The sequence below is a fragment of the Parabacteroides sp. AF18-52 genome, assembly GCF_003479145.1.
Classification (GTDB): domain Bacteria; phylum Bacteroidota; class Bacteroidia; order Bacteroidales; family Tannerellaceae; genus Parabacteroides; species Parabacteroides faecis.
This window is the reverse complement of record NZ_QUGR01000001.1, coordinates 88,204-105,577: the sequence shown is the minus strand read 5'-3', so window position 1 is coordinate 105,577 and position 17,374 is coordinate 88,204. Positions and strand designations below refer to the sequence as shown.

The 17,374-nt window shown below is 44.3% G+C and carries 15 protein-coding genes; 7 read left to right on the top strand and 8 right to left on the bottom strand.

Features of this window, described 5'->3' with window-relative positions:
* Positions 1-19: 19 nt before the first annotated feature.
* The 5 genes from DWX23_RS00390 to sucC form a co-directional block, all read right to left on the bottom strand.
* On the bottom strand, positions 20-1,549 hold the full coding sequence (locus DWX23_RS00390) for an MBOAT family protein (RefSeq protein ID WP_122372989.1): 1,530 nt from the start codon (positions 1,547-1,549) through the stop codon (positions 20-22).
* Positions 1,539-2,924: a GDSL-type esterase/lipase family protein gene (locus DWX23_RS00385; protein WP_122373458.1), complete on the bottom strand. Its 1,386-nt coding sequence runs from the start codon at positions 2,922-2,924 to the stop codon at positions 1,539-1,541. The genes DWX23_RS00390 and DWX23_RS00385 overlap by 11 nt, the downstream gene beginning before the upstream one ends.
* Positions 2,899-4,350, bottom strand: coding sequence for a hypothetical protein (locus DWX23_RS00380; RefSeq protein WP_122372988.1), 1,452 nt, complete (start codon positions 4,348-4,350; stop codon positions 2,899-2,901). Before DWX23_RS00380 ends, DWX23_RS00385 begins: the two co-directional genes overlap by 26 nt.
* 65 nt (positions 4,351-4,415) lie before the next feature.
* Positions 4,416-5,282 carry a succinate--CoA ligase subunit alpha gene (sucD, locus tag DWX23_RS00375; RefSeq protein WP_122372987.1) on the bottom strand — a complete coding sequence of 289 codons (867 nt, stop codon included), beginning with the start codon at positions 5,280-5,282 and terminating at the stop codon, positions 4,416-4,418.
* A gap of 16 nt (positions 5,283-5,298) precedes the next feature.
* On the bottom strand, positions 5,299-6,438 hold the full coding sequence (gene sucC / locus DWX23_RS00370; protein WP_122372986.1) for an ADP-forming succinate--CoA ligase subunit beta: 1,140 nt from the start codon (positions 6,436-6,438) through the stop codon (positions 5,299-5,301).
* A 240-nt stretch (positions 6,439-6,678) separates the two neighbouring features.
* Here sucC and DWX23_RS00365 point away from each other — a divergent pair, with 240 nt between their 5' ends.
* The 7 genes from DWX23_RS00365 (at position 6,679) to DWX23_RS00335 (ending at position 14,071) form a co-directional block, all read left to right on the top strand.
* Entirely contained in the window at positions 6,679-7,239 is a 561-nt protein-coding gene (locus tag DWX23_RS00365; protein WP_122372985.1) for an NUDIX hydrolase, read from the top strand.
* 100 nt (positions 7,240-7,339) lie between these two features.
* Entirely contained in the window at positions 7,340-8,164 is an 825-nt protein-coding gene (locus DWX23_RS00360; RefSeq protein ID WP_122372984.1) for a hypothetical protein, read from the top strand.
* Between the two features lie 353 nt (positions 8,165-8,517).
* Positions 8,518-9,531 (top strand): N-acetylmuramoyl-L-alanine amidase, encoded by a 1,014-nt coding sequence (locus DWX23_RS00355; RefSeq protein ID WP_122352730.1) that lies wholly within the window; start codon positions 8,518-8,520, stop codon positions 9,529-9,531.
* A gap of 98 nt (positions 9,532-9,629) precedes the next feature.
* Entirely contained in the window at positions 9,630-10,871 is a 1,242-nt protein-coding gene (locus tag DWX23_RS00350) for an anaerobic sulfatase-maturation protein (RefSeq protein ID WP_122372983.1), read from the top strand.
* Between the two features lie 5 nt (positions 10,872-10,876).
* Positions 10,877-12,409 (top strand): TldD/PmbA family protein, encoded by a 1,533-nt coding sequence (locus tag DWX23_RS00345; RefSeq protein WP_122352728.1) that lies wholly within the window; start codon positions 10,877-10,879, stop codon positions 12,407-12,409.
* Between the two features lies 1 nt (position 12,410).
* Positions 12,411-13,730 carry a TldD/PmbA family protein gene (locus DWX23_RS00340; protein ID WP_122372982.1) on the top strand — a complete coding sequence of 440 codons (1,320 nt, stop codon included), beginning with the start codon at positions 12,411-12,413 and terminating at the stop codon, positions 13,728-13,730.
* Between the two features lie 128 nt (positions 13,731-13,858).
* Positions 13,859-14,071 carry a DUF6722 family protein gene (locus tag DWX23_RS00335; protein ID WP_122372981.1) on the top strand — a complete coding sequence of 71 codons (213 nt, stop codon included), beginning with the start codon at positions 13,859-13,861 and terminating at the stop codon, positions 14,069-14,071.
* A gap of 157 nt (positions 14,072-14,228) precedes the next feature.
* Here the strand turns inward: DWX23_RS00335 and DWX23_RS00330 are convergent, their stop codons facing one another.
* The 3 genes from DWX23_RS00330 to DWX23_RS00320 are packed head-to-tail and all read right to left on the bottom strand — an operon-like array spanning position 14,229 to position 17,332.
* Positions 14,229-14,888, bottom strand: a complete 660-nt coding sequence (locus DWX23_RS00330; RefSeq protein WP_122352725.1) for a hemolysin III family protein — start codon at positions 14,886-14,888, stop codon at positions 14,229-14,231.
* 6 nt (positions 14,889-14,894) lie between these two features.
* Entirely contained in the window at positions 14,895-15,101 is a 207-nt protein-coding gene (locus DWX23_RS00325; RefSeq protein ID WP_122372980.1) for a heavy metal transport/detoxification protein, read from the bottom strand.
* Positions 15,102-15,121: 20 nt separating this feature from the next.
* Positions 15,122-17,332 carry a cation-translocating P-type ATPase gene (locus DWX23_RS00320; protein ID WP_122372979.1) on the bottom strand — a complete coding sequence of 737 codons (2,211 nt, stop codon included), beginning with the start codon at positions 17,330-17,332 and terminating at the stop codon, positions 15,122-15,124.
* Positions 17,333-17,374: the final 42 nt, after the last annotated feature.

The following is a 17,374-nucleotide window of genomic DNA, read 5'->3' as shown; positions in this document are numbered from 1 at the left end:
TAGAAATATTTAGTTTACATCAGAACTGGAAATAGATAAATGGTTGTACACCTGCACTCTTGAACTGTACCACAACGAAAACCATAATCGCCAGGATGACTGCCTGCACCAATAACGGAGAGCGGGTAACGACACCCTGCAAAGCATTCTCGGCCGATTTTGGCATAAAATGTAATACATAACCAATTATCATCAATATAAAAACGCCTTTATAACCAGTAACAAACTGTGTAAATACTTCCGGATGGAAATTTGTACAGATTTGCGTAAGCATCTCTTTTACTGTTTGCAGCGAGTCGGCACGGAAAAATATCCAACCAAAACATACCAAATGGAACGTGATCAAAATCCCCAACACTCTGCGCCAGGGTTTCATTTCCGATCCCAACGGTTTAAAACTACTGAAACGCCCCATTATAAACTTATGAATAGCCAACGCCACGCCATGTATAGCTCCCCAGATGATAAAACTCATGGAAGCACCATGCCATAGGCCACCTAGTAGCATTGTGATCAGCAGGTTGATATAAGTACGGATTTTCCCTTTCCGGTTCCCTCCCAACGAAATATACAAATAATCTTTCAACCAGGAAGAAAGAGAAATATGCCACCGACGCCAAAATTCAGTAATAGTTGCCGATTGATAAGGTGAGTCGAAGTTCATATTGAAACGGAATCCCAATAATAAAGCGATACCGATCGCCATATCCGAATAACCGGAAAAGTCACAATAAATCTGTAAAGCATACCCGTAAATACTTAGTAGATTTTCCACCCCGGTATAAAGTAACGGTGCATCAAAAACACGATCTACAAAGTTCAAACTGATATAATCGGAAATCACCGTTTTCTTAAACAGGCCACACAGAACCAGAAATAAACCTTCCCCAAATTCAGAACGGGTAACAGTCGGATTCTTATAAATTTGAGGAATAAAATCGCGGGCACGAACAATCGGCCCTGCCACCAGCTGAGGAAAAAACGATACATAAAACACATAATCGATCCAACGTGTCAATGGTGTAATCTTTCCCCGGTACACATCGATCACATAACTGATCGTCTGGAATGTAAAGAATGAAATACCGACAGGCAGGAAAATATCCAATGGTTGATAAGTCACACTTTGCAAGGAGGTATTTCCAAACTGATAACCAAACTCCCGTGTAACAGAAGCGATGATCTCCAGCAGGAAATTAAAATATTTAAAATAACCCAGCAATCCCAGATTTATACATAAGCTAAGGACGACCAACAGCTTACGTTTCCATTTGGTCGCCGTGTGATATATTCCCTGTGCAATACAAAAGTCGGAAGTCGCCGTAAACAACAACAGGAAAAACCAAAATCCGCTACTCTTATAATAGAAATAAAGGGAAAATAGTGTCACATATATAATACGGGCCAGCAAATGCTTCCTGAGTGACATATATATGATCAGGAATCCGATGAAAAGAAAGAAAAACAGTCCGCTACTAAAAAGTATCGGTGCATTGTGCTGGTAGGTAAGCACATCTCCCAGTTTGGACAAATCAATATTATCGAACATTGTTATCTGCTATATATCGGTTATAGGTTTGCATCAGTGCACGATACAATAAAGTTCCCTGCTCCTGATAGCCTTCTTTAGTAAAATGAACGCGGTCTCTCCCCATCAATCCGGCTTTATGCCATTTAGCACTCGAGCTCTTACCTCCTGTTGCAGCAAATAAATCCCAGCAGGCCACACCTTCACGACGGGCCACATCGACAATAGCCTTAGCGGCGCGTTCTGTATTTTCATTGCGTACATACGTACGTTTCTTATTCACATACACCCGTTTATAACATTCCGGAGGCGTAGTAAGCAAGATCGCAGTATGCGGCATCTGTTTCTTTACCAAAGAAATAAAAGTTTCAATCTGTCCGGCAAACTCACTCCGGTTAAAACGTCTGCCGAAAGTCTCATTCGTTCCCAAAGAAATAATCAGCAACGACGGATTCAGCAAGGCTAGCTGGCGGACATAATCTTCATCCGTGTAATTCACGTACATAGCACCGTTTACTCCTACCGAATGATAAAGAATCCCCGGCTGGCCGTTAGTAAGATTAAAACCATAATAAAGATTTTTGAAAGAAGAAGCAGGCAACAGTTTGTCTGTCCCTTGTTTCCGACGGGTACTTTGTAACTGTAGCGTATCGATCAGGCCGGAGATACGGAAAGTATCGGTAATCACACCCGGAGCACAAGCCGTTTGGCTTAAAATCGTTTCTATCGAATCCTTCATCTTTCCGGCAGGCAACATCGGCATGGACTTTTCACCACGATAGATGACAGCCTGATTGAATGAATAACCGGCTCCGTTGTTGGGCGCCATACTTATATCCAAATTTATGGACGGAGATACGGATTGAATACCAATTCCTCCCGGTCCGATCGGACACTTCCTGTTATGCTGGATACAACGTCCGGCCACCCATTCCCGGATAACAGAGGAAATAAAATAATCATCCGGCTCATTCGTCTTGCTTAACTTGAACGGAGCGATCCAGCCACGTCCGGCATTACCGAACTGCTGCTGCAAAAGACGCATGGTCCGCCCGCTGTAATGACCTGCCTGAATATGGGAATCGCCTAACTGAACAATCGTGATGACTGTATCTTTCCCTGCACGCAGAGAATCGAGTGCCGCAAAAAAATTATGTAAAGGAGCGTAGTCACTCACACAACTGTCAGCCTCCGACAACAGAACAGAATCGATAGCAGCTCCCATTTTATAAGAGGCAAAAGGCAAAGCAACCGTATCCGAAACAGCCAGTGTATCAGGCAAAGCAGTATCATCCTGCAACGCAACACGGGAAGGCGAAAGATTTTTCGCCCCGACGGTGATTGCAATCAGCGCCAACAAAACCGACAAATTAATTAACCACTTTGTCTGCTTCATCATAAAACTCCTTTTCTAATAATAATGCATTGAATAATGCTGTGGCTATCTCACGTCCTCCCCTGAAACTCAGGTGGGTATAATCTTTACTTGCCCAATTGTTCTCTACGAAACGGACCATACTGTTCTCGCCTCCCATGGCACCGAAAGTATTCCAGAACGGGATACCGACTTTACGGGCGATCTGCCGCTGGGTATGAAGCATAGCCAATACGGCAGGCATCGTTTCAAACTCCCCGTCTTCCTGATGACTACGGTCGGAAACTCCCAGCAACAAAACATCCGATTCCGGGAAACAAGCCTGTACGTGACGGACTGCTTCCACCATACGTTTATCGTACCAGCCATAATGCAGTACACTATCGCTCACCACGTTCAGTCCATATTGTAGGATGATCAGATCGTATTGCCGTACCTCGTTCAGGCTTTGGCAACGCGAACTGTCCAGGCGGTTCAGGATCATACCGGAATTACCCCGTAACGAATAATTATCTACCACGACTCCTGAATTATCTTCCAAAGCAACACCTAAAGCCCGGAAACCTTCCGTCTCGGTAAAAGAGAAAGTTGCTTCGGTGAAGTTTCCTTTACGCACATATTGAGTGATTGTTGTCGTTGGCGGTAATATTTCATTGATCGTATCCGGTTCCCCGTTATAGTGCAATTTCATCCGTGTCCCCGTATTCTGTTCATACAGGAATTTCAGCGATGAAGCTGTTTCCAGTTCAGGATAACGGTTAGTTGTTTTGAGAGAGACGGTGACCTTTTCCTCTTTTTTAGGTTCAAACATCATACCGGAAAGTGTATAACCATGTTCATGATCAGTCAGCATCGACCATGTATGCCAACCTTCCGAACGTTGTTCGATCGTCGGACGGAACTGAGCGGCAACGGAAGTAATAGGGACAAAACCAACCCCACGTCCTCCAAACTCTTTCTGTAAGGCTGAACGCAAATCGGCAACGACAATGTCACCTTCGATGAACGAATCACCCAGGAAGGCAACACGTACCGGCCGGCCCAACTTATCCCGTTTCTTCAACGCCGTAAAGAAACGCTTCAAACCGATATGCCCTACCGAATAATCTTCGATATGCGTACCAAGCGAATCGGCTCCCTGAACGGAATACATCACATTATACAAGGAATCGCGTAAAGCCAATGCCGCCGAGTCAATCCCCGTCGAACGGATGATCGAATCGCGCAAAGCCACCGAATCAATTTCCAGTGTATCCGGCTGTTCGAGCTGTTTACGCAGCGAGTCCATAGACAGCGATTGCGTTTTTACCCGTAAATCCGAAAGTAAGTCAACCTTTTTTATCTTCTGACCGAACATTCTGTCCGGCAGATAATATAGTCCCAGGCAGATACAAAGCGTAATTAGCAAAAGAGCCAGTAATCTGCCGAAATTATCTTCTTTATTCATTTACTCATTCTTACGAAGGTGCAAAGATAAAGATAAAGTTGGTATGTTCGTGTATTGTTTCAGAATTAGAAAGAGACTTTTAAAAGTTCCGGTATTTCAGAAGGCTCGCTGGCCACCCTGATTCCGGCCTCTTCCAAAGCCCGTATTTTCTCTACGGCAGAGCCTGAACCTCCGGAGATGATTGCTCCGGCATGCCCCATCTGTTTTCCGGGCGGAGCGGACTGTCCGGCAATAAATCCGACAACCGGTTTGGTGACATGCTCACGAATATATTCGGCTGCCAACTCTTCTGCATTGCCGCCGATCTCACCGATCATCACGATCGAATGTGTCTCCGGATCATTTTCAAACATTTCCAACAAATCCCGGAAATAAAGTCCGACCACAGGATCGCCGCCCATTCCGACCGCGGTAGATTGGCCCATACCTTTGGCGGTCAAATGATAAACCACCTCATAAGTAAGCGTTCCGCTCCGGCTGAGTACTCCTGTATGACCTTTTGTAAAAACTTTTCCAGGCAAAATGCCTACCAGACTCTCACCCGGAGAAATCAGTCCGGGACAGTTCGGACCGACCAGCTTCGCTCCTTTTAACTGAACGAAACGATAAGCCTTTATAACATCGAGTGTCGGGATTCCTTCCGTTATACAAACGATCAGTTCTATCCCTGCATCAGCTGCTTCCATAATGGCATCTGCTGCAAAACGGGCCGGAACAAATATAATGGAAGTATTCGCCTGTGTCTGCTGCACAGCATCATACATTGTATTAAAAACCGGGATATGCTCGATAAGAGTACCACCTTTGCCCGGCGAAGTCCCGCCAACAACATCAGTGCCATATTCTTTCATTTTCAATGCATGAAAAAGTCCGTCACGCCCGGTTATCCCTTGCACGATCACCCGGGTCGATTTATTTATTAATATACTCATAATGATTTTTTCTTTTTTACTGTTTATTAGATGCTTCAACAGCCATCAGGGTGGCTTCTCCCATTGTCTCAGCGACTTTGAAACGTGTATTGCGCAACAAGTCACGTCCTTCCGCCTCATTCGTTCCGGTTAATCGGACAATCACCGGAATATCTGTATCGATCTGCTCAAAAGCTTTCAGCAAGCCGTAGGCAACATCATCGCACCGGGTAATTCCGCCGAAAATATTGATCAACACCACTTTCACCTGCTTATCCTTCAGAAGAAGTTTCATTGCCTCGATCACTTTTTCAGGATTGGAACTACCTCCGATATCCAGGAAATTGGCCGGATTTCCGCCATACAACTTGATCAGATCCATCGTAGCCATAGCCAGTCCGGCACCATTCACCATACAGCCGATCTCGCCATCCATATGTACATAACTAAATCCTTTTTCCTTTGCCTGTGTTTCTGTCTTTTCTTCCTCGGTTGGCTCGAACAAAGATAAAACACCGGGCTGACGATACAATGCATTATCATCGAAAGTCATCTTGGCATCGATAGCAATCAAAACTCCTTCCCGGGTCATTACCAACGGATTGATCTCAACCAGCGAAGCATCTTTCTCAATAAAAAGCCTGTACATATTCTGTATAATTGCTGCCATCTGGTTTACCTGTGCACTGCTAGCGAACAAAGTAAAAGCAAACCGGCGAGCCAGATAATCCGGGATTCCGATCAGCGGATCGATCCTGAAATGAAATATTTTTTCCGGACTTCTGCGTGCCACCTCTTCAATATCCATGCCTCCCTCCGCACTCATCATCAAAACAACCGAACGCGAATTACGATCGATAACAAAACTGACATAATATTCGAGATGAATATTTACCGCTTCGCTGACAATCACGCGGGTAACCGGATAATCTTTGATCGTCATACCTAAAATACTTTCAGCATGTTGTAAGGCTTCCCTAGCATTTCCAGCCAGTTTAACACCTCCGGCTTTTCCTCTTCCTCCGGTCAGAACCTGCGCTTTGATCGCAACTTTTTCATTTCCGAGCTGGCTGAACGCAGCTGTAACTTCTTCCGGCTTACTACACAGGATGTGTCGTTCTACCGGAATTCCATAATCTGAAAAGAATTTCTTTGCCTGATATTCGTGTATCTTCATCTGGTAATAATTTAGTGGAATTTATTCTCTCATCTCTAATAACATTCAAATAAACGAAGAAGTTGTTGAAGTAAAAGGATATATCAGACTGCTTTTCAGCATAAAAGCCCTGTAGACGCCGGATACAAACACATTCTTTATTTCCCCTGTTTTATAATAATCAATTTATAAATACGTTACTTTTGCAAGGCTTTATCGAAAGAAAGCCCATCGCGATCAATAAAATAAGAATTAGCTGATATGGAAAAGTTGAAAGAGAGAAAATGGAAAGTGCTTGAAAGTACCTATCTTCACCGCAAACCGTGGCTGACAGTACGGAGCGAACGGGTCGAACTGCCCAACGGCAACCAGATTCCCGAATATTTCGTATTTGAATATCCCGAATGGATCAATGTGATTGCCATCACGAAAGATAAAAAATTCGTTTTTGTCAGCCAATACCGCCATGGACTGGGAGAAACGTCCTATGAACTTTGTGCCGGCGTATGTGAAAAAGAAGACGGCTCTCCCCTCGTTTCCGCTCAACGTGAGCTCCTGGAAGAAACAGGCTTCGGCAAAGGTTCCTGGAACGAATATATGCTGATCTCGGCCAACCCGGGAACACATACCAATCTGACTCATTGCTTTCTGGCAACCGACGTCGAACCCGTCACTGCTCAACATCTGGAAGACACAGAAGACTTAGCAGTCCATATCCTCACACTCGAAGATGTTTTAGAACTATTAAAAACAGATCAGATCAAACAGGCCATACATGCTGCCCCGCTTTGGAAATACGTGGCAGAAAACCATCTGCTCTGACCTTCAAAGGACAAATCGCCCTGTATTAATCGGAGATTTATTAGGATAATTCATTCTTTTTTCTTATGTTTGTTAGGGAAGAATATGAGGAGGATGAGTTATGAGCAACATTTCAGATTATATCGAACAATTTGTCCTTGATAAACTGAACATGTTTAATGAAGGAAGAAATGAGGATAAAGGCGTATATTACATTCTTTTACCTAACGAAAAGACAGCCTATTATACGCTTTGGTTCTATAACCCGGCGGCGGAATATCATCCTAATATATTCCTTTCTACCTTGGACGTCAATGCCATTAATTCGGTCGGGAAAGCAATGAAAGCCGTGGCAAACTCTTTTGTCAAACTAACGGTCAAGATACGCATCGAATCCATCTCACACAATGCCGACGACATGATCTCTTTCGGCAAATATCGGGGGTATCATCTGTTTGAAGTAGCCCTAATCGACCCTAAATATGTCACCTGGATAGCTAACAAATACGAGGCACACGTTCAAAGTGAAAGGCGCTTCAAAGAGCTTGCGGCCACTTATTCATGGGTTTATCAGGATCTCAATACTTCCCGAATACATAAAATGCCGGTAAGCCGCTTTGTCGGAACGATAGACGAGAAACTGACTGATTTGCATCTTACTATCCGCCAGATCAAGATAGAAGACAATCCTTATAAAACCCGTGTGATCCGGGGAACGACTCACTTTTATGTCGATCAAAAGATCATTGCGGCCGATGATTCGGAAAATCTGTTTTTCTTTACTATCCGTGCAACCGACCGTAGCCTGGAAAGCGGAAAATTAAGCAATTCCGACCATGCCTACCAGGTCGGAGAAAAACTATATATACGCTCTGCCAAGGTAATCAAACATTATGCATCCCGAAATATACGGTATACGAAATTGGGGTATGTAAAGTTTAAATAATACAATAAGCTTTTATCTGATAAAATCCCATTCGAATCCATTTTTAATTTCTTCCGAGAGGAATTCGAATTTCATTCGGAAGAAAATTTAGTTTCTCCCGAATGTATGTTTTTCTGCACAAACAAAGATGAAAATTTTATTTTTGAGAAAATACACAAAGAAAAAAACGATTATTAAGGCATTTATCCAAAACAAGCGCATATTAGCAAATCAGCCATAAAAAACAGCAACAGCAACGCGTACATACGCGTGCGTGAGAGCCACGGAGAGCAAAAACTTCCTGCCATTTTCTTTTTCGACATTTCTGTTATTCAACATCTTTTTTTATCTTTACCGCATTATATCCGGAAAACATGTTTGCAAAAAAAATAACGCTCATACTATCAGTCTTAGTTGCGCTCTTTATATTCAATGAGCCTATCATTGCCCAAGAAAAAGCTTTTCCTAAAAGTGGAGAAGGAATTACCCTTTTCCTGAAACGTCATAACCGTGTAGGGAAAGAGTATCACGATGAATTTATCAAATTAAACAAGACCAGGCTCGGCAGTGGTAATTCGCTGAAAATGGGCGTTAAATACCATTTGCCGCCTTTAAAGGGCGCAGCGGCTACAACTGCGAAGAAGCCTAATTACGAGCCCTTATTCGGCAAGGAATTAGCCCAATACCAAGTCACCTCTTCCGAATTGAAAGGCTGTTGCTTTTATCTGGTCAGCGGACATGGCGGTCCCGACCCCGGAGCCATCGGAAAAATGGGGAACGTCGAACTTCACGAAGACGAATATGCCTACGACGTCATGTTGCGCTTGGCACGTAATCTGCTTATGCGGGGTGCCAAAGTGCATATCATCATCCAGGATGCCAAAGATGGCATTCGCAATGACCGCTTCCTAAACAACACCAAGCGTGAAACATGCATGGGTGCCCCGATCCCATTCAACCAGGTGCGCCGCCTCGAACAACGAAGCGAAAAGATCAACTCACTGTTCAAAAAGGATAGAGAACTTTACAAACGCGCTATCTTTATGCATATCGACAGCCGTAGTAAAAGTCATCAGACTGATGTTTTCTTCTATTATCAGGATAAAAATTCTGAAAGCAAACATTTGGCAAAGACCATGAAATCCACCTTCGAGCATAAATACAACCGGCACCAGCCCGGTCGCGGATTCACAGGCACTGTTGGTCAAAGAGGATTGTTCGTCTTAAGAAAAACAACACCTCCTTCCGTATTTGTCGAATTAGGCAACATACAAAACAGTTTCGACCAAAAGCGGTTTATTCTCAGTGACAACCGCCAGGCTTTGGCAAATTGGTTGTGCGAAGGTTTTGTCACTGACTACAAACGCTACAAGAAAAAGCTGAAATAAATGCCTTGACAATGAATTATTAGCCCCTGAAATACCGATTAATCCACAGATTAATCGTACCTTTGTGTAATTTTATTGTTGAATCGTTTTAAATAACCATGAATAATTCTTATATATCTCCATTTGCTAAGCCCGTTTATGTGATGTTGAAACCTGTCGGCTCGGTGTGTAACCTGGCGTGCGATTATTGCTACTACCTGGAAAAGGGAAAACTATATCCGGAGGTGAAGAATCATATCATGAGTGATCAGTTACTGGAAAAATTCATCAAAGACTATCTGGAATGCCAGACAATGCCTCAGGTGCTTTTTACCTGGCATGGCGGCGAAACACTGATGCGTCCGATCAACTTTTATAAGAAAGCGCTCGAACTTCAGCAGAAATACGGACGCGGACGGCAGATCGACAACTGTATCCAGACAAACGGTACCTTGTTGACAGACGACTGGTGCCGCTTCTTCAAAGAAAATAATTTTCTGGTCGGCATCTCGATCGACGGTCCGCAGGAATTCCACGATGAATACCGCCGGAACCGCCAGGGGCTTCCCTCCTTCTACAAAGTGATGAAGGGGATCGAATTGTTGAAAAAACATCAGGTAGAATATAATGCTATGGCTGTGGTAAACGACTACAACGTTGATTTTCCACTGGAATTTTATCGTTTTTTCAAAGAAATAGACTGCCATTTCATTCAGTTTGCTCCTATTGTCGAACGATTGGGATTTCACCAGGACGGGACGAAGTTAACTTCGCCGGAACAACAGGATGCCAATATCAAACTGGCACCATTCTCTGTAGATTCCGGAAAATGGGGGGATTTCCTTTGTACGATCTTCGATGAATGGCTGAAAGAAGATGTCGGGAATTATTATATCCAGCTGTTCGACGCTACACTGGCAAACTGGGTCGGAGAGCAACCGGGCGTATGTACGCTGGCCCGGACATGCGGACATGCCGGAGTGATGGAGTTCAATGGCGATTTATATGCGTGTGACCACTTTGTGTTCCCTGAATACAAGTTAGGAAATATCTATACGCAGACATTAACTGAAATGATGTACAGTCAAAACCAACTTAAGTTTGGTGCAGACAAATACGATAAACTCCCCACTCAATGCAAAGAGTGTGAATTTCTCTTTGCCTGCAACGGGGAATGTCCCAAAAACCGCTTCCTGCATACAGCCAGTGGCGAACCGGGATTAAACTACTTATGCAAGGGCTACAAAAAGTTTTTCAAACATGTAGCACCCTATATGGATTTTATGAAAAAAGAATTATTAGCCCAGCGTCCGCCCGCAAACGTGATGCAATGGGCTAAGGAGAACAGGGATACTCTATAAAAAACATGAAATACAACAGACGTGATTTTATTAAAACAGGAGGTATGGTTATGCTTGGTTCACTGGCAGTTCCTTCTTTTTTAGAAGGTTGTGCCGGTAGTACTGCTGATAAAGCTGCCGGTATCTCATTTGCGTTAAACCATTTCGGGTTAAGCGAAAGTGATATGAAAAAAGTGCTGAACGCAGCACTGGAAAAAGGAGGAGATTATGCTGATCTTTTCTTCGAACACTCTTATCGTAACAATATCGGTTTACAGGATGGAGCGGTGAATCGTGCTTCTTCAAATATAGATTTTGGAATGGGTGTACGCGTCCTTTCCGGAGACCAGACAGGTTATGCCTATGTCGAAAACATCTCGCTGGACGAAATGCTGACTGCTGCACGCACAGCCGCACGTATCGCAAACGGCGCTGCAGGGAAAGGACCGGCCAAACTGACCGAGGAACCGATCGTCAATAACTTCTATGGCGTACAGACGCCCTGGGATGAGATTGCCGTCAAAGAAAAAACACCTTACCTGCAAAAACTGAACGACCAGATTTTTGCACTCGACAAACGTGTGCATAAAGTAATGGCATCTCTCGGCGATACGACATCGCATATCTTTTTCTGTAACTCGGAAGGACAAATGTATTACGATTACCGTCCGATGGTTACACTCGGAGCTGTTTGTATCATGGAAGATAACGGCAAGATCGAAAACTCCTACGCTTCCCGTGCATTCCGTATGGGTGCCGAGTTCCTGACCGACGATATCATCAGTGAAGTGGCTAAAGAGGCTGTAGAGAAAACCTCTATCCTCTTCCAGGCGGTAAAACCTAAAGGCGGTGAGATGCCGGTCGTAATGGGTGCCGGTGGCTCCGGTATCCTGTTACATGAAGCAATCGGACATGCATTTGAAGCTGACTTTAACCGTAAGAACACTTCCATCTTTTCAGACCAGCTGAATAAGAAAGTCTGCAACGAACATATCAACGTAGTGGATGACGGTACGATTCCGTTCAATCGTGGTTCTGTCAATATCGACGACGAAGGTGTAGAAGGGCAAAAGACATATATCGTGAAAGAAGGTATCCTGACCAGCTATCTGCACGACCGTATCAGTGCGAAGCATTACGGCATCCCGTCGACAGGTAACGGACGCCGCGAATCATTCCGCCAGATGCCTATCCCGCGTATGCGTGCAACCTATATGGAAGCGGGCAATGTGACGGAAGAAGAGATGATCTCGACCGTTAAGAAAGGTATTTATGCATCCAGCTTCACCAACGGACAGGTACAGATCGGTGCCGGAGATTTCACTTTCTTCGTAAAAGACGGTTATCTGATCGAAGACGGTAAACTGACACAACCGATCAAGGATATCAACATCATTGGTAACGGACCGAAAGCATTGGCCGATATTACAATGGTCGGCAACAACTATAAGATGGATAACGGCACATGGACATGTGGCAAAGACGGTCAGTCATGTCCGGTAACTTGCGGTATGCCATCTGCCCTGGTTAGTAAACTTACTGTAGGAGGAGAAAATTGATATGATAACTAACGAAAATAAAAAACTGGCTCAATGGGCCATGGAGTTCGCTTTGAAAAATGGTTGCCAGTCTTCACGTGTCAGCCTGTACAATGGCTCGAGCAGTTCGTTTGAAATCCGTGATATGAAAATCGATCGCCTGCAACAGGCATCGGAAAACAGTCTGGTTATCCAATTATTCGTAGACGGACGTTATGGTTCTTTTTCCACCAACCGTCTGGACAAGAAGGAACTGGAAAAGTTTATCCGCAATGGAATCGACTCAACCCGTTATCTGGCAGAAGACAAAGCCCGTACACTTCCTGACGCATCCCTTTATTACAAAGGCGGTGGTGCAGACCTGCAACTGATCGATCCTAAATTCGACTCCATACAGCCGGATGAGAAGGTTGCACTGGCAATGAAGACCTGTGAAGAGATGATAGGAAAAGACGACCGCATCATTTCTGCCAATTCTTCTTATAGCGATGAGAAAGACTTCAAATATATGGTTGCCAGCAACGGCTTCGAAGGTGAAGCCTGCGGCTCTTCATTCAGCTTGGTAGCCAGTGTCAGTATTCGTGGCGAAGGCGATGCCCGTCCGGAATCTTACTGGTATGATTCTTCCCTATACTACGATACAATGATCAAAGAAGGATTGGGAACCAAGGCATTGGAGCGCGTTTTTCGCAAACTGGGACAAAAGAAGGTAGCCTCCGGAAAATATCGTATGATCGTTGATAACATGAATTCAGGCCGTTTGTTATCTCCCGTTATAGATGCTTTATATGGCTCGTCTATTCAACAGAAAAACTCTTTCTTGCTTGACAAGCTCGACCAAAAGGTTTTGGGTGAGAAACTTACTCTGATCGATGAACCGCATCTGCTCAAAGCTTCCGGCGCCCGTTACTTCGACGGCGAAGGGGTTGCGACCAAACGAATGCCTGTCTTTGAAAACGGAGTATTGAAAACATACTATATCGACACCTATTCTGCCAACAAAATGGACGTGAAGCCAACTATCGCCTCTCCTTCCATCCTGACAATGCAAATGGGCGACAAAGATACGAACGGTTTGATCGAATCCGTGGATAAAGGTATTCTTGTCACTGGTTTCAATGGCGGTAACTGCAACAGTACAACCGGCGATTTCTCCTATGGCGTGGAAGGCTTCCTCATCGAAAAAGGTAAACTGACACAGCCTATATCTGAAATGAATGCCACCGGAAATATGATCTCGCTGTGGAATAATCTGGCTGAAGCCGGAAATGACCCGCGTTTGTTCTCCAGCTGGCGTATTCCGTCATTATTATTCGATGGTGTTGATTTTAGCGGATTATAAGATTTTCACCTATATTCCATAAATAAAGGCCGGATGATTATTTCCGGCCTTTATTTATATACAAAAAATTGTTCTCTTAAAAAAGATTTTCTATATTTGCCAATACTTTATAATTAAAACTTGTAACTATGAAACAAAAGACCATTCCACCACAGGTGGTTATTAATGAAAAGCTTGGTGATTTCTTTATCGATATCGCCAAATTGGTATTTGCAGGAGTTGTACTCAGCACTTTATTGGATATGGAAGTAGATAAACAATCGGTATTATTACTGGGAATATTTACTACTATTGTTTTAGTCAGATTAGGATTTATTTTTTATACAAAAAAAAGAAACTAAAATGGAAGCTATTTACTTATTTGGAGGATTAAGCATTTTCGGTTTAATAATGATTGCCTATTTAACTTATGAAGATTGGCAATATAAAAAGAAACATCCGGAAGAAAAATAATAATCATTACAGAAAAGGAGAAAGCCAGTCGACTTTCTCCTTTTCTTATCTTACCAATAAATAGACAGAAATAAAATGGCAGACACTGCCACCCAATACAAAGAAATGCCACATCGGATGCATATACTTATATTTATCGAAGAAATAAAACACGCACCCTACAGTATAAAATAGTCCGCCGCCAATCAGCCAGTACAGTACATCCATTGAGCCGGTTTGTCGACAGACATCCAGTAACGGCTTAAAAGCAATAATAACCACCCATCCCATCGCCAGGTAACAGACCGTTTTCAGATGATCCGTTTTCTTCATCTTTCGGAAACTCAGAAAAATTCCTATCACGGCGGCAACCCAGACAATCGCAAACAACGACCATCCCCAATAACCGACCTGACGAAGGGCTACTAAGGTGAAAGGAGTATATGTTCCCGCAATATGCAAATAAATCGCACTATGGTCGAAACGGCGAAGCAATCTTTTACGCCGGGCATTTGCCGAAGCATGGTAAAAGGTTGAAGTGACGTAAGAAGATGTCATACTAAGGGCATAAACCACCGAACTGCCGACAGCCCAGGGATTTCCGCTCCGGATTGAAGCCATCAATAACAGAATGAGAGCAACCGCCCCGAAAATCATCCCTGCGCCATGTGTCAGCACATTGGCAACCTCTTCGCCATAAGTTTGTCTTTGTTTGGTCCTGACCATTCGAGGTTACAGTTGTTCAGCTTTAAAACCGGCTGCCGTAACTGCCGCAACAACTGCATCAGCCGGAACATCGGCTGTAACTTCCAATACCTTGTCCGGTGATTTCAGATCGATGGACCATTCGTTATCTTTCACTACGTTATTCAGTTTTGCACCGATGGCTGCTACACAGCCGCCACATTTTGCGTTTGTTTTAAATTTCATTGTTACTATAATTTTTTATATTTATACTATTACTTCATAAATTTCAATCTCAAACTGTTAAGCACTACAGATACGGAGCTGAACGCCATTGCCGCACTGGCCAGCATCGGATTCAATAACAATCCGTTTACCGGGAATAATACCCCCGCTGCCAAAGGTATGCCTATCAGGTTATAGATAAATGCCCAGAACAAGTTCTGATGGATCAGCCGGACAGTCCGTTTCGACAATTTGATTGCTTCAGGCAATAACAACAGGTCGGAAGTTATTAACGTGACCATCGCCACGTCCATCGCAATATCCGTACCTTTTCCCATCGCAATACTGACATCTGCACGGGCCAGCGCCTGTGAATCGTTAATGCCGTCGCCGACCATCGCCACTTTCTTCCCCAGCTTCTGAAGGGCGATGATATATTCCTCCTTATCGTTCGGCATCACCTCGGCTTTAAAATGCCCTATACCTAATGTATTTGCCACCCTTTCAGCAGTTTTTACGCCGTCGCCCGTCAGCAAATGAACTTCAATTCCCATCTCTGTCAACTTCCTGACAGCTTCTGCCGATGTGGGTTTGATACGGTCCGAGATAGCTAAAACAGCCAGCAGACGATCGCCTTCGCCATAATAAACGACGCTAATGCCTTCATCCTGCCATCTGCCGATCTGCTTCATCGTATCATCAGGAATCCGGGCTCCGAACTTTTCAAGCAGTCCCTGACTTCCGACCCAATAGACAGTACCGCCCACTTCCATACGGATACCCCGCCCGGTAAGGCTTTCGAAGTTTTCCGCTTCAGTGGTTGAAGCACCCGAATCTTCCAGCCAACGGATAATAGCAGAGGCCAGCGGATGTTCCGATTTCAGCTCTGCCGTATAAAGGATATCCAGATAGCAGACATTCGACTCGGTCAACCAACAGGAATCGACAACTACCGGAACTCCTTCCGTCAGTGTACCTGTCTTATCCAACACGATCGTGTCGACCTTACACAGCGTCTCCAAAGCATAAGCATCTTTTATCAGTATATGTCTTTCAGCCCCCTTCCCCATTCCGACCATCAGGGCGGTAGGAGTTGCCAGACCTAAAGCACACGGACAGGCAATAACCAACACCGATACAGCCGAAAGAAGTGCGTAAGAAAAATAGCTGCTGCCGCCAATCGTCATCCAACAGATGAATGTCACAACAGAAAGCAACACGACCACCGGAACAAATATACCACTTATTTTATCAACAATACGCTGCACAGGCGCTTTACTTCCCTGGGCCGCCTGTACCATCTGAACGATTTGTGCGAGGATCGTATCATTACCGACTCCCGTTGCTTCCATCGTAAAGGCACCTTTCTGGTTGATCGTACCTGCTAATACCCGGTCGCCAGCCGTTTTCTCAACAGGGATCGGTTCGCCGCTCAACATACTTTCATCCACAGAAGAAGAGCCTTGCAGCAAAACACCATCCACAGGAATTTTCTCACCGGGACGAACGCTTACCACATTTCCGGTCTTTAAAGAAGAAATAGGGACTTCCTCCTCTTTACCTTCCGTTACGAGGCGGGCAGTCTTCGGCTGCAATCCCATCAGACTCTTGATAGCAGAGGATGTACTGTTCTTTGCCCGTTCTTCCATCAGTTTTCCCAGCAGGACAAAAGCGATGATCACACCCGATGCCTCATAATACACATGTGGCTCCAACCCTTTTTCAATCCAGAACTGCGGATATACAGTATTAAAGAAGCTGAAAATAAAGGCAATAGACGTACTGAGGGCCACCAGCGTATCCATATTGGCTTTCCCCTGAACAGCATGGCGTGCGCCACTCACATAAAAGGTTCTGCCGAACAGCAACATAATTGCCAATGCCAGCACCATCATAATCCAGTTAGCATAGGGCATATGCATAAATACCATTCCCAACAACGCCAAGGGCACGGATAATACCCACGCCCCGATCGTATTCCGCTTCAATTTCTTATAATGCTTACGCGCCATCTCTTCCTGCTCGGCAAGCGGATCTTCCGATTCTATGATCAGATCGTATCCCGCTCCCTGCACAGCTTCTTGTATTTTCTGTAAGCTGATTACAGACGGACGAAACTTAACGGACAAAGTGTTAGCCGCAAAATTAACAGATGCCTCTTCTACCCCGGAAAGCCCCTTAACAGTGCTTTCCACGTTATTGGCACAAACCGCACAACTCATCTCCAGGACGGGCAATACCTTACTTTCTATATCTTTCATTATTGTGTATCTATTTATACCGATTCTATTTGTAGAACAAAG